The sequence below is a fragment of the Georgenia sp. Z1491 genome, from assembly GCF_057652395.1.
This window is the reverse complement of record NZ_CM172729.1, coordinates 842215-854815: the sequence shown is the minus strand read 5'-3', so window position 1 is coordinate 854815 and position 12601 is coordinate 842215. Positions and strand designations below refer to the sequence as shown.

Annotated in this window: 13 protein-coding genes and 1 riboswitch; of the genes, 9 read left to right on the top strand and 4 right to left on the bottom strand. The window is 74.5% G+C overall.

Annotated features, from left to right (window positions below):
• Positions 1-20: 20 nt before the first annotated feature.
• Positions 21-1460 (bottom strand): aldehyde dehydrogenase family protein, encoded by a 1440-nt coding sequence (locus AC24HA_RS03995; RefSeq protein ID WP_425709309.1) that lies wholly within the window; start codon positions 1458-1460, stop codon positions 21-23.
• 181 nt (positions 1461-1641) lie between these two features.
• On the opposite strand from AC24HA_RS03995, the gene AC24HA_RS03990 reads away from it, so the two are divergent.
• Positions 1642-2277, top strand: a complete 636-nt coding sequence (locus AC24HA_RS03990; protein WP_425709308.1) for a DNA-3-methyladenine glycosylase I — start codon at positions 1642-1644, stop codon at positions 2275-2277.
• A 10-nt stretch (positions 2278-2287) separates the two neighbouring features.
• Here AC24HA_RS03990 and AC24HA_RS03985 read toward each other — a convergent pair whose 3' ends face one another.
• Together AC24HA_RS03985 and AC24HA_RS03980 are read right to left on the bottom strand one after the other, a co-directional pair.
• Positions 2288-2701: a type II toxin-antitoxin system VapC family toxin gene (locus AC24HA_RS03985; protein WP_425709307.1), complete on the bottom strand. Its 414-nt coding sequence runs from the start codon at positions 2699-2701 to the stop codon at positions 2288-2290.
• A complete protein-coding gene (locus AC24HA_RS03980) occupies positions 2698-2994 on the bottom strand; it encodes a ribbon-helix-helix protein, CopG family (RefSeq protein WP_425709306.1) in 297 nt (98 codons plus the stop codon). Before AC24HA_RS03980 ends, AC24HA_RS03985 begins: the two co-directional genes overlap by 4 nt.
• Positions 2995-3138: 144 nt before the next feature.
• Between AC24HA_RS03980 and AC24HA_RS03975 the strand changes: the two genes are divergently transcribed.
• The 6 genes from AC24HA_RS03975 to AC24HA_RS03950 all read left to right on the top strand — a co-directional run bounded on the left by AC24HA_RS03975 (position 3139) and on the right by AC24HA_RS03950 (position 9813).
• Positions 3139-4188, top strand: coding sequence for a homocysteine S-methyltransferase family protein (locus tag AC24HA_RS03975; RefSeq protein WP_425709305.1), 1050 nt, complete (start codon positions 3139-3141; stop codon positions 4186-4188).
• A gap of 59 nt (positions 4189-4247) precedes the next feature.
• Positions 4248-4355: riboswitch (TPP riboswitch) on the top strand.
• Positions 4356-4400: 45 nt separating this feature from the next.
• Complete coding sequence (locus tag AC24HA_RS03970; RefSeq protein WP_425709304.1) at positions 4401-5108, top strand: YkoF family thiamine/hydroxymethylpyrimidine-binding protein; 708 nt, start codon at positions 4401-4403, stop codon at positions 5106-5108.
• Positions 5105-5704, top strand: coding sequence for an ECF transporter S component (locus tag AC24HA_RS03965; RefSeq protein ID WP_425709303.1), 600 nt, complete (start codon positions 5105-5107; stop codon positions 5702-5704). The genes AC24HA_RS03970 and AC24HA_RS03965 overlap by 4 nt, the downstream gene beginning before the upstream one ends.
• Before the next feature lie 71 nt (positions 5705-5775).
• Positions 5776-7563: an ABC transporter ATP-binding protein gene (locus tag AC24HA_RS03960; RefSeq protein ID WP_425709302.1), complete on the top strand. Its 1788-nt coding sequence runs from the start codon at positions 5776-5778 to the stop codon at positions 7561-7563.
• On the top strand, positions 7560-8360 hold the full coding sequence (locus AC24HA_RS03955; RefSeq protein WP_425709301.1) for an energy-coupling factor transporter transmembrane component T family protein: 801 nt from the start codon (positions 7560-7562) through the stop codon (positions 8358-8360). Before AC24HA_RS03960 ends, AC24HA_RS03955 begins: the two co-directional genes overlap by 4 nt.
• A 49-nt stretch (positions 8361-8409) precedes the next feature.
• The gene (locus AC24HA_RS03950; protein WP_425709300.1) at positions 8410-9813 is read left to right on the top strand and encodes an NtaA/DmoA family FMN-dependent monooxygenase; all 1404 of its coding nucleotides are present in this window, start codon (positions 8410-8412) and stop codon (positions 9811-9813) included.
• On the opposite strand, the gene AC24HA_RS03945 is transcribed toward AC24HA_RS03950, so the two are convergent.
• Positions 9780-10406 carry a response regulator gene (locus AC24HA_RS03945; RefSeq protein WP_487563607.1) on the bottom strand — a complete coding sequence of 209 codons (627 nt, stop codon included), beginning with the start codon at positions 10404-10406 and terminating at the stop codon, positions 9780-9782. The genes AC24HA_RS03950 and AC24HA_RS03945 overlap by 34 nt on opposite strands.
• A gap of 264 nt (positions 10407-10670) precedes the next feature.
• On the opposite strand from AC24HA_RS03945, the gene AC24HA_RS03940 reads away from it, so the two are divergent.
• Positions 10671-11372, top strand: a complete 702-nt coding sequence (locus AC24HA_RS03940) for a sensor domain-containing protein (protein ID WP_425709298.1) — start codon at positions 10671-10673, stop codon at positions 11370-11372.
• Complete coding sequence (locus AC24HA_RS03935) at positions 11369-12562, top strand: sensor histidine kinase (RefSeq protein ID WP_425709297.1); 1194 nt, start codon at positions 11369-11371, stop codon at positions 12560-12562. The genes AC24HA_RS03940 and AC24HA_RS03935 overlap by 4 nt, the downstream gene beginning before the upstream one ends.
• Positions 12563-12601: the final 39 nt, after the last annotated feature.

Sequence of the window (12601 nt, the reverse complement as noted above, 5' to 3'; positions counted from 1 at the left end):
ACGGACCCGGTTGCGCGGCCTCAGCGCCGGGGGCCGATGCCGAACATCGCCCGGACCATGCCGCGGGTGCGCCGACCGTAGGGGGCGCGCACGAGCGCGAGCGTGTCGGGCCGCAGGGGCTTGCTGAACACCGACTTCTCGTGGCTGAAGAGCCGCACCGACGCCTCGCCGTGGTAGGCACCGGTCCCCGACTCCCCCACGCCCCCGAAGGGCAGACCGGGGGTGGAGAGCTGGAGCATGGGCGCGCCGAACGCCATGCCGCCCGCGCGGACCTCGCGCACGAGGCGCCGACGGTCGGCGTCGTCGTCGGTGAAGGCGTAGGCGGCGAGCGGGTGCTCGCCGGCGCGGATCTGGTCGATCGCCGAGCCGAGGGAGTCGACCTCGACGATCGGCAGGACGGGGCCGAAGATCTCCTCGCTCATCACCCGGTGGTGGGGGCGGACGCCCGTGAGGATCGTCGGCTCGAGGTAGCGGGCGGCGGTGTCGCGACGTCCCCCGTGGTGGAGGTGGGCTCCGGCGGCGACGGAGTCGTCGAGCAGCGCCGCGACGCGGGCGTGGTGCTGCTCGCTGACCAGGCATCCGTAGTCGGGGCTCGCGGACGGGTCCGCCCCGTACATGGCGCGCACGGCGTCGGCGAGGTGGTCGGCGAGCGGGCCGGCGGCGTCGGGCGTGGTGAGGACGTGGTTGGGGGCCACGCAGGTCTGGCCCGCGTTGAGCCACTTCGCCCAGGCGATCCGACCGGCGACCGCCTTCAGGTCCTGGCGCGGGTCGACCCACACGGGGCTGCAGCCGCCCAGCTCGAGCGTGACCGGGGTGAGGTTCTGCGCCGCGGCGGTCGCGACGATGCGGGCGACCCGGCTGCCGCCGGTGTAGAAGATGTGGTCGAGGCGCTCCTCCAGCAGCGCGGTCGTCGTCCCCGCCCCGCCCTGCACGATGCCGACGACGTCCGGGTCGAGGTGCCGGGCCGCGAGGCCCGCCAGCGCGCGCGAGGTGGCGGGCGCGACCTCGCTCGGCTTGAGGACCACGGTGTTCCCGGCGGCGAGCGCCCCCACCAGCGGTGCGAGGACCAGCTGGACCGGGTAGTTCCACGGCGCGATGACACCGACGACGCCGAGCGGCTCGCGCACGACGGTCGCCGACGCCGGCAGGAGTGTCGCCGGCACCGGCACGCGGCGGTTGCTGGTCCACCGCCTGAGGTTCCGGGCGACATGGTCGAGCTCGCCGACGGTGAAGGCGATCTCGACGAGCCAGCTCTCGGTCGGGTGCCGGCCGAGGTCGGCGGCCAGGGCGTCGCCAAGCTCGTCGCCACCCTCGGTCAGGAGGCGCCGCAGGTCCGCGAGGTGGGCACGCCGGGACTCGCGCGGGAGGGTGGCCCCGGCCTCGAACGTGCGCCGCAGGCGCGCGACGACGCCCGGGACGTGGGCCTCGTCGGAGGGCACCGGGGGATGCTGGTCGGCCATGTCCTCGACCGTAGCCGCCGGGGTGGGGTGCCGCAGGGTGCGGTGGTGGCGCCGGCGCGGATGCGGGTGCGGGTGCACCCACGTGCGGGTGACGTCTCCACAGGTGTCGCGGCGACCTCGCCATCCACAGCGGGTCGGCCGCAGCGTGCGCCGCCGGCCCGAGAGACGTCACGATGCACCTATGACGCAGACGAGCAGCGACGCCGCGACCGAACCCGGGGACGGCCTCGTCGTCGGGGAGGACGGTCTCGCCCGGCCGGGATGGGCGGCGACCGACCCGCTGCTGCGCGAGTACTACGACTCGGAGTGGGGCATGCCGGTCACCGACGAGCGGGGGCTGTTCGAGCGGATCAGCCTCGAGGTGTTCCAGTCCGGGCTCGCGTGGGTGACGATCCTGCGCAAGCGGGCGGCGTTCCGGTCCGCGTTCGCGCAGTTCGACCCGGACGCGGTGGCGGCGTTCGACGCGACGGACGTCGAACGGCTGATGGCGGATGCGGCGATCGTCCGCAACCGACGCAAGATCGACTCGACGATCGACAACGCGCGGGCGACCGTGGCCCTGCGCGAGGCCGGCGGGCTGGTGGACCTCGTGTGGTCCCACCGGCCGGATGCCACACCTGCCCCGCGGTCGGTGGACGAGGTCCCGAGCTCGTCGCCGGAGTCCGTGGCCCTGGCGCGGGCGCTCAAGACCGCCGGCTTCCGCCACGTCGGCCCGACGACGATGTTCGCCCTGATGGAGGCCGTCGGGATCGTCGACACGCACCTGGTGGGTAGCCACCGGCGCGGGACCTCGGGGGTGTGGGGGTCGGCCGTCTGATCGGCCCTCGTCAGGGAGCAGCGCCGGGGTCCAGGCGGCGCAGTCCCGGTACGCCGTCGAGGTCCCGGTCCGGCGAGACGATCGCGTCGAACCCCTGCTCGAGTGCGGTCGCTGCGTGCACGGCGTCGCGACCGCCCACGCCGCCGGCGGCGACGAGATCCAGCATGCGGGAGACGATCGTGTCGTCGAACGCGTGGACGCGGCACATGGTCCGCACGTCTCGCACGAGCGAGACTGCCACGCCCCGATCCCCCCGCCGCATGCGATGGAACAGGAGCTCCTGGATCGCCTCGGTGCTGATGTTGAGCTCGACGTCACCGGCCGCGGCGGCGTGGAGCAGTGCCCGGCAGGGCTCACGCAGCGGATGGTGGCCACCCACGGCGAGCGCCAGCACCGCGGTGTCGACGAAGATCCGCTCCCTCACTCCGCGCCTGTGGACGTGGCGTCGAGGACCGGACCGGGATCGCGGCCCGCAAGAAGGCTCGCCTTCGAGTCGGCCCAGTCGGGCTCGGCGGCACCGGGTTCGGCGGTGGCCTCAAGCACGCGCCGTGCGGCCGCTCCAGCTGCTGAGGTCGCTGCCGCGTCGTCGAAGTGGGCGTCGATCGCCGAGCGCACGAGGGCGCCGACGGAGCGCCCCGTGGCACGCGCCTCGGACTCCAACCGCTCGTACCTCTGCGCGTCGACGAGGACCTGGAGCCGCCGCTCGAGCAATGACATGCGCAGACCGTAGCATGTGCATACCTGCTCATGTCTGGAGTCCCCGCCGTCCCACCTGGTGGGCTCAGCCGGTTCCGCGCCGCACGACCCCAGGCCGGCACGGTTCACTACGCTGGACATCTCGTCGACCCCGAGGAGCAGCACGTGACCGACCACCAGACCTTCACCGCACGGCTCGACGCCGGCCCGGTGATCTGCGCCGAGGGATTCCTCTTCGAGCTCGAGCGGCGCGGCTACCTCACCGCCGGCGAGTTCGTGCCCGAGGTCGCGCTCGAGCACCCCGAGGCCCTCACGGCGCTCCACGTCGACTTCCAGCGAGCCGGGTCGGACATCGTGGAGGCGTTCACGTACAACGGCCACCGCGAGAAGATGCGGGTGATCGGCAAGGAGGATCTGCTCGAGCCGCTCAACCGCTCCGCGCTGCGCATCGCGCGCGAGGTCGCCGACCGCGTACCCGGCAACCTCGTGGCCGGCAACATCTCGAACTCCAACATCTGGGACCCGTCCGACACCGCGCGCCAGGACGAGGTGCGTGCGATGTTCGAGGAGATGGTCGGCTGGGCCGTCGAGGAGGGCGCCGACCTCATCGTCGGGGAGACCTTCTACTACGCGGGAGAGGCGCTGGCCGCCCTCGAGATCGCCAAGGGCTCGGGCCTGCCGGTGGTGCTCACCCTCGCGCCGATGGCCTTCCAGGAGATGGCCGACGGACTCGGGATCGTCGAGACCGCACAGCGCCTCGAGCAGGGCGGGGCCGACGTCGTCGGGCTCAACTGTTTCCGGGGCCCGGACACGATGCTGCCGTGGCTGCGCGAGATCCGCGCCGCCGTCTCCTGCCACGTGGGCGCCCTGCCGATCCCCTACCGGACGACGGAGGCCGAGCCCACGTTCTTCAACCTCTCCGACGTCGCCGCCTCCGTCCCCGCGCCGCACGGCCGGACGTTCCCGACCGCGCTGGACCCGCTGTACGCCAACCGCTACGAGATCGGCGCGTTCGCCCGCGAGGCCCTCGACCTCGGCGTGAACTACCTGGGCGTGTGCTGCGGCGCGGCGCCGATCCACATCCGCGAGGTCGCCGAGGCGGTCGGGCGGACCACGGAGGCGAGCCGGTTCTCCGAGCGCATGGAGAACCACTTCATGTACGGCAGCCACGAACGGCTCCCGGAGCACATCGCGGCCCTCGGGTCGCGCGCCTGACCTGGGTCGCCACCCTGCGGGCAGGCCTCGACAGCTTCAGGCCCGTCCGGGTAGCGTGCCGGCAACCCCCGGGGAGCGCCTGCAGGCGCTGAGAGTGCGGAACGACCGCAGACCCGCCGACCTGATCCGGTTCGTACCGGCGTAGGAAGCAGGGAGCCTGTCGGCCGCCGTGCCGGGAGGTCTCGATGTACCCGCGGGCCGAGGAAGGCACCGTGACCCAGCACGACACCACCCGGACGGACCCGGGCACCCGCTCGACCGGCACGAGCATCGCCACCGACACCGTCTCGACCGACGCCACCGAGCAGCGCGGGATCGGCATGCGCGTGAGCATCCACCCGCACACGAGCGACTTCGTCGACGTCATCCTCGGCTCGCTCGCCGACGTCGCCGACCGCGGCCTGCTCGACGGCCTGGTCGTCGAGTCCGACGCCGTCAGCACGTACGTCGGCGCCCGCCGTGCCCCGGCCGAGCAGCGCCTGGCCGCCTACGCGGCCGGGCTGGTCGAGGCGGCCTCGCGCCGCACCGACGGCGGCCACGTCGTCGCCCACATCCTGCTCTCCCGCGGCTGCCCCGGCGAGGTGACCTGCGAGCCGGGCGCCGTCGTCGGCGGCGGCGAGCCGGTCGAGCTCGCACCGACCGGGATCGCCGCGCGAGCGCAGTGGTCGCTCTACCCGCTGCTCGACGGCTCGTCCGGCGCCGGCGAGCACATGGAGCCGATCATGGCGGCCATCGCCGAGGCGCGGGAGCGGGGCGTGGCGAGCGAGGCCGCGCACTACGCGACCATGCTCACCGGCGACCTCGCCGAGGTCCTGGCCACGGCGACGGACGCGTGGGCGCGGGTCGGCGCGAGCGTCCCGCACGTCGTCACCCATCTCACGGTCTCGGTGGGTTCGCCGAGCGAGCAGGTGGCGTCATGAGCGGCGCGGACCAGAGCCACGGGTACGGCCCGTGGGCGCTGAAGGACCTCGTGATCGTGGTGGTGCTCGGCGCGGTCTTCGGGTTCGCCTACTGGGCTCTCGTCCAGGGCTGGAGCGGGCTGCGCGTCCTCATGGGCCCCGCGGGCGACCTCTCCGAGCACGTCCTCTTCGGTGGTTGGCTGATCGTCGCCCCGATCGCGGTGGCCATCGTGCGGCGTCCCGGCGCCGGCGTGCTCGCCGAGGTCCTCGCCGCGACCATCGAGTTCGCGTTCCTCGGTTCACCGGTCGGCCCGCTGCTCCTCGTGGCGGCCCTGCTCCAGGGCGTCGGCTGCGAGCTCCCGTTCTTCCTCACCCGCTACCGGAGGTTCGGGTGGGGCATCTTCGCCCTGGCCGGGCTCCTCGGCGCAACGCTGGTGTTCTTCTACTCCGCGTTCCGCTCGGGCTGGTACGGGCAGGACATCTTCGCGCTGCGCCTGGCGATCCAGGCGCTGTCCGGCGTCGTCCTGGGCGGGCTCCTCGCCAAGGTGGTCGTCGACGCGCTCGCGCGCACCGGGGTCGTGGACAACTTCGCCATCGGCCGGGCCGGTCAGGCATGACGGGCCTGTCGGCACGGCCGGCCCGGACCTCCCCCGACGACAGGGCCGCCACCGGGCACGACCGTCCGGCCGTGGGCACGGCGGCGGCGTCGGCCGTCGCGCTGACCGACGTGTCGGTGCACTTCCCGCGCCGGCCGGAGCCGGCGCTGAGCGGTGTCACGCTCGGCGTCGCGCCCGGCGAGCACGTGGTGGTCCTGGGGCCCTCGGGCTCGGGCAAGTCGACGGTGCTGCAGGTGATCACCGGGGTCGTGCCCCACACGGTGACGGCACGGGTCACGGGGGAGGTGACGGTGGCCGGGGCGCACGACCTCGGCACGCCCGTGGTCGAGCGCTCCCGCCGCATCGGCGCCCTCGCACAGGACCCGGGCGCCGCGGTGTGCCTGCCGGTGGTCGAGCAGGAGCTCGCGCTCCCGCTCGAGAACCACGGCACCGACCCGGCCGCGATCGACGACCGCATCGACACCGCGCTCGACGCCGTCGGCGCGGGCGCGCTGCGCGACCGGTCCTCCGCCGACCTCTCCGGCGGCGAGTCGCAGCGGGTGGCGCTCGCGGCCGCGCTCGTCACGGAGCCGGAGGTGCTCGTCCTCGACGAGCCCACCTCGATGCTCGACCCGGCCGGCATCGCCGCCGTGCGCGACGCACTGGGCACGGCGGTGCGGCGCCACCACCCGGCGGTCGTGCTCGTCGAGCACCGGCTCGACGAGTGGGCGGGCCCGGCCGGCATCGCCGGGCTGCCCTCCCGCGCCGTTGTGCTCGGCCCCGACGGCACGCTGCTCGCCGCGGGCGACACCGTCGAGATCCTGCTCGCGCACGCCGAACAGCTCGTGGCGGCCGGCTGCTGGCTGCCGCTCGAGGCGGAGCTCGCGGCGGCCTGCGGTGGACCGGGCGGGCTGTCGTCTGCCCGCTGCACCGACTACCTGCGCGGGCTCGCCGCCGAGGTGGCACCGGGGTCGGGCCCGGGGACCGAGCCGGAGACCGATCCAGGACCGGGGCCCGAGCCTGTGTCGGCGCCCGAGTCGGCGCCGACCACTGCCGGACCGCCCCTCCTGTCCGCGCGCGGGCTGAGCGCCGGCCGTGCGGCCTGGCGCGGCGGACGTCGGCGCGCGGGGCGTCGCGGTGGGCGGGACGACGGACGGGGGGCCGGCCCGGCCCCCGAGGACCACCCGGTGCTCACCGGGATCGACCTCACGGTCCGAGCCGGGGAGGTCGTGGCAGTCCTCGGCCCCAACGGGGTCGGCAAGTCCACGCTGCTGCTCACGCTCGCCGGACTCCTGCCGCCGCTCGCCGGCACCGTCACGGGGGCAGCTCCGGGCATGGTGTTCCAGAACGCCGAGCACCAGTTCCTCACGCACACCGTGACCGCCGAGATCGGGCACGGGCTCACCGGCGCGGCGGGCGAGGCCTCGGTGGCGGACCGCCTGCGGCGTCACCGGCTCGAGCACCTGTCCGGGCAGAACCCGTTCCGGCTCTCCGGCGGGGAGAAGCGCCGGCTCAGCCTCGCGGCCGTCCTCGCCCACGACGCTCCCGTCCTCCTCGCGGACGAGCCCACCCTCGGGCTCGACCGGCGCGACGCGGTCGCGACGATGGAGACGCTGCGCGCGGAGTCGGCCGCGGGACGTGCGATCGTGCTCTCCAGCCACGACCTGCGCACGGTCGCCACGCTCGCCACCCGGGTGGTCCTGCTCACCGAGGGCGAGATGATCGCCGACGGTCCGACGCACGAGGTGCTGGGCGACGCGGCCCTCGTGCGGCGCGCGGGGCTCAGCCTGCCCCCGCTCGTGTCCTGGCTGCTCGCGCACGTGCCCGGCACGTCGGTCGCGCACGTGCTGCGCAGGCTCGACGAGCGGGTGCGCCGATGACCGCGCTCACCCGGGCACCGCTCGACGACGCCCCGCTGAGCCGCCGCAACCCCACGGTCAAGCTCGCCTCGCTCACCGCGGTCTCGCTCGCGGTCGTGTTCGTGCTCGACCCGCTCACGCCGCTCGTGCTCTACGTGCTGGCCCTGGCCGCCGTGGCCGTGGGCACCCGGGCCGCGCCGCGCACGCTGGCGCTGGCGCAGCTCCCGTTCCTCGTGTTCGGCCTGGGGGTGCTGTCGGTCAACGTCCTCACCCGTCCCGGGGAGGTGCTGTGGCAGTGGGGCGTGCTGCGCGTGACGGCCGAGGGGTTCGAGGTGGGCGCCGCGCTCGGCGTCCGCTCGCTGGTCATCGGGGTGTGCGTCGTCGGGTTCCTGCTGTCCACCGACGGCGTGGCACTGATGACGAGCCTGCACCACAACGCCCGGCTCGGCGCGCGGATGACCTACGCCGTCCTCGCCGGGTACCGGATGCTGCAGGAGATGCCGCGCGAGTGGTCGACGATCCGGCACGCCCACGCGGCGCGCTCCCCCGGCGTGCGGGGCCGGCCCCCACGAGGGGCGCGCCACCTGGCCGGGGTGGTGTTCACCCTGCTCGTGGTGTCGCTGCGCAAGGGCGAACGGATGGCTCAGGCCCTGGAGTCCCGGGGGCTGGGTCTCGCGCCCCGCACCACGTGGCGGCCCACCCCGGTGCGCGGCGCGGACTGGGCGCTGCTGGCCGGTGTGCTCGCGGTGCTGACCGCCGTCCTCGTCGTCAGCCACCTCGCCGGGACGCTGCGGGGCCCCGGTGCCCTCTTCGGATAGCCGGACGACCGCACCCACCGACGAACCACCACCACCGACGGAGAGATCCATGCACCTCGTCGCCCTGGTCAACGCCCCCACCAGCCAGTACGCGGAGTCGTGGCGTCACCCGCTCTCGCGTGGGGACTGGCTGAGCGCGCCGTTCTACGCCGACCTCGCCCGCACGCTCGAGCGCGGCCGGTTCGACATGATCTTCTTCCCGGACGCCCTCGCCGTCCCGGAGGACGCGGCCGGCGACTACGCGACCACCGTCCGCACTGGCGGCAAGGGGGCGATCTACCTCGACCCCGTCACCCTGGCCACGGTGGCGGCGTCGGCCACGACGCACCTGGGCGTGGGCGCGACGATGTCGACCACCTTCCTGCCGCCCTACGCCATCGCTCGCACGATGCTCAGCCTCGACCACCTCTCCGGCGGTCGGACGGCGTGGAACATCGTCACCTCGACCACCGACGCCGAGGCCCGCAACATGGGCCTGTCCGCGATGCCCGACAAGGCGGCCCGCTACGACCGGGCCGACCGCGTGGTGCGCACGGTCCTGGACCTGTGGGACTCGTGGGGGCCGGACGCCCTCGTGCTCGACCGGGAACGCCGGATGTTCGCGGACCCGGCGCACGTGCACCGGGTCCCGGATGCGGGCGCAGGCGCAGGTACGGACGCGGACGCCGTGAGCCGAGGACCGGTCACGCTGCCGCGCAGCCCGCAGGGACGACCGGTGCTCATGCAGGCGGGCGCCTCGGAGCGGGGCCGGACCTTCGCCGCCCGATGGGCCGAGGTGGTGTTCGTCGTCGCCGAGGACGCGGTCGCGATGCGCGCGCTGCGCACCGACCTGCGCGCCCGCGCCGCCGCGTGGGGCCGGGACCCGGACGACCTGCGGGTGCTGGCCGCGGTCCAGCCCGTGGTGGCCGCGACCGACGACGCCGCCCGTGCCCGCCTGGAGGAGATGGCCGCGCTGCTCGACGAGCGCGCGATCCTCACGATGCTCGGACGTCTGCTGCACGCGGACGACCTCGACCCGCACGCCCGCGCGGCGGACCTCCTCACCGCCCACCGGGGCGCGACCGGGAGCGAGGGGTTCGAGGACATGCTGCTGCGCGCGAGCCGGGCGGAGGACCTCACCGTGCGCGAGCTCGCGCAGCGGCAGGCGATCAGCCAGCTCAAGCCCCAGCCCACCGGCTCCCCGGCGACGGTCGCGGACGAGCTGTGCGCGATCGTCGACGCCGAGGCCGCCGACGGTTTCGTCGTCATGTCGGCGCTGTACCCGTCCTCGCTGACGGAGTTCGTCGACGGGGTCGTCCCCGAGCTCCAGCGCCGCGGGCGCCTGCGTCGCGACTACCGGGGCGGAACGCTCCGCGAGCACCTCGCGCCCGGCGCACCGACCGGCCGGACGGCCGACCAGCCGGCTGGCCGGCCCACCGGTCACCTACCGACGGCGACGAGCCCCGACTCGTAGGCCGTCACGACGATCTGCGTGCGGTCGCGCAGGCCGAGCTTGGTGAGGATCCGGGAGACGTGGGTCTTCACCGTCTGCTCGCCGAGGAAGAGATCGCCGGCGATCTCGCCGTTCGACCGCCCGGTGGCGACGAGGCGCATGACCTCGAGCTCGCGCTCGGTCAGCGGGGAGAGCACCGTGGGGTCGGGTCGTCCCGAGGGACGGGCCGCGTAGTCCGTGATCACCTTGCGGGTGATCGACGGCGAGAGGAGCGCCTCCCCGGCCGCCACCACGCGGACGGCGCCGGCGAGCTCGTCGGCCGTGGCGTCCTTGAGCAGGAAGCCGCTCGCACCGGCCTGCAGCGCGGCGAAGACGTACTCGTCGACGTCGAAGGTGGTGAGCATGACGACCCGCGGGTGCTCGTCGCCCGGCATGGCGAACACGGCCCGCGTGGCGTCGAGCCCGTTGACCTTCGGCATGCGGATGTCCATGAGGACGACGTCGGGGCGGGTGCGGCGCACGAGGTCGACGACCTCGGAGCCGTCCGACGCGCTGCCGACGACCGTCATGTCCTCCTGGGCGTCCAGCAGCGCGCCGAAGCCCTGGCGCACCATGGCCTGGTCGTCGACGACTGCCACGCGCACGACCGAGGTGCCCGGCGAGATGCTCACCGGGACACCGTAGTCGGGCGGCCCTCCCCGACGTCGGTCGACCTCCTGCCGTCCCGGGGCTCCCTCTGCCGTAGGGGCCCGGTTCACACCCACGGGTGACGCGGGAGCACCGACCACCGGACGACAGTCCCTGTCATGCACACGACCGCCGCGGTCCCCCACCGCTCCGACACACTGTCCCCACCCACCAGATACGGACGTGACCACATGACCACCGCCTCCGCCGCCGGACCACGCACCTCCCGCGCCGGCCGTGCCGTGCGCACGCTCGGCCGGGACCTCGGCTACCTCGTGCCCGGCACGGTGCTCGCGATCGTCGCGTTCGCCGTCCTGCTCGCGCTGTTCGTCACCGGGGTCGCCACGTTCGTCGTCTGGATCGGCGCGGTGATCCTCCCGCTCTGTCTCGTCGTCGCGACCGGGTTCGCGCAGATCTCCCGGGCGCGGCTGCGGGTCTGGGGCGCCGACGTCACCACGCCGCGCTACCGCGAGCACCGCGGCGGGCTCGGCGGCTGGTTCCGGCTGCTCGCCGACCCGCGACGCTGGCTCGACCTGCTCTACGAGGGACTCCTCGCCTTCCCCCTGCGACTGTTCACCGGGCTCGTGGCCATCATCTGGCCGGTCACCGCCCTCGGCGGGCTCACCTACTGGTTCTGGGGCCTGTTCCTCCCCGAGGACGACGCAATGACCGGCGTCGAGTGGCTGCTGCTCCAGCTGCCCGACGGATGGGTCTCGCAGTCGTTCGCGGAGAGCTTCGCCGCGGACGCGATCCTCACCGGGCTCGCCGGCCTGGTCTTCCTCCTCACCACGCCGTGGGTGGTGCGTCTCATGGCGCTGATGGACGCGGGCGCGACCACCGTCGCGCTCGCGGCCCCGCCGGCGACCACGGCCACCGGGGGGCAGCAGCGATGACGAGCACCGGCACCACCGACCCCGTGGCCGACCTCCTCGCGCTCCGTTCGCCGCGCACCGGCTGGGCCTGGCTGGGCAGCATCTACGCGGGCGTCATCCTCGTCGCCGTCGGGTGGCCCGTCCTCGCAAACGTCCACGGCGTGCAGGTCGCGATCGCCATGGTCCTCGCGTTCGCCACCTCGACGGCACTCGTCCTCGCCGTGCGGTGGCCGGCCGTCGCGATCGCGCTCGCCCTCGTGACGGCCGCGGGCACCGCGGCGGCGGCCTCGACCGCGGCCCCGTGGCCGTGGCCGGTCCCGACGATGATCGCGTTCCTCCTCACGCTGCTCGTCCTCGCGCTCCAGCACGGGTGGCGATGGGCCTCGGGCCTGTGGGCGGGTGGCGCGCTCGTCTCGATCGTCGCGATCCTGGTCCGGCCGGACACCGGCGGTGCGGTCGCCAACGCGATCGTGTGCGCGGGCATCGGTGCCGGACTCCTCGCGGCCGGCAGCGGCATGGGGCTCCTCCTGCGCAGCCGGCACGCCCTGGAGGCCGAGCAGCAGGCCCGGGCCGCGGAGTCCGAGCGGCGCACCGAGCTCCAGGAGCGCAACCGGATCGCGCAGGAGATGCACGACGTCGTCGCGCACTCCATGTCCGTGATCTCCGTCCAGGCGACGACCGCACCGTTCCGCCTCGACGGGACGTCGCACGAGGTGGATGCGGAGTTCGCGTCGATCGCGTCGTCGTCACGCGCCGCGCTCACGGAGATGCGCGGGCTGCTCAGCGTGCTGCGCGGGCGTGAGGACGCCGACCTGGCCCCGCAGCCCGCCCTCGTCGACGTGCCCGAGCTCGTCGACGGGGCACGCAGCTCGGGCGCGACCATCACGTTCGACCACCAGGGCGAGGATCCCGCCTCCGTGCCGCCGGCCACCGGGCTGACGGCCTACCGGATCGTCCAGGAGGGGCTGAGCAACGCACTGCGCCACGCGCCGGGGGCCGAGGTGGCCGTCACCGTGGCCGTCGGCTCGGACGAGGTCGGCGTCGCGGTCGTCAACGGGCCGGCCGCGGAGGAGGCGACGCCGTCCGGGCCGGGGGCCGGCCTGGGGCTCGCGGGGATCCGGGACCGCACCCGCGCGCTCGGCGGGACCGTCGAGATCGGTCCGACGCCGGAGGGCGGATTCGCGATCACCGCCACCCTCCCGGTCGGATGAGCACACCGGGCGGGCCGTGACCGCCATGTTCACGGCGGT

Bases quoted from the DNA above. Each gene is read 5' to 3' on its own strand.
- AC24HA_RS03995 (WP_425709309.1), bottom strand. From the start codon at position 1,460: ATGGCCGACCAGCATCCCCCGGTGCCCTCCGACGAGGCCCACGTCCCG.
- AC24HA_RS03990 (WP_425709308.1), top strand. From the start codon at position 1,642: ATGACGCAGACGAGCAGCGACGCCGCGACCGAACCCGGGGACGGCCTC.
- AC24HA_RS03980 (WP_425709306.1), bottom strand. From the start codon at position 2,994: ATGTCATTGCTCGAGCGGCGGCTCCAGGTCCTCGTCGACGCGCAGAGG.
- AC24HA_RS03935 (WP_425709297.1), top strand. From the start codon at position 11,369: ATGACGAGCACCGGCACCACCGACCCCGTGGCCGACCTCCTCGCGCTC.
- AC24HA_RS03950 (WP_425709300.1), top strand. From the start codon at position 8,410: ATGCACCTCGTCGCCCTGGTCAACGCCCCCACCAGCCAGTACGCGGAG.
- AC24HA_RS03955 (WP_425709301.1), top strand. From the start codon at position 7,560: ATGACCGCGCTCACCCGGGCACCGCTCGACGACGCCCCGCTGAGCCGC.
- AC24HA_RS03965 (WP_425709303.1), top strand. From the start codon at position 5,105: ATGAGCGGCGCGGACCAGAGCCACGGGTACGGCCCGTGGGCGCTGAAG.
- AC24HA_RS03940 (WP_425709298.1), top strand. From the start codon at position 10,671: ATGACCACCGCCTCCGCCGCCGGACCACGCACCTCCCGCGCCGGCCGT.
- AC24HA_RS03945 (WP_487563607.1), bottom strand. From the start codon at position 10,406: ATGGTGCGCCAGGGCTTCGGCGCGCTGCTGGACGCCCAGGAGGACATG.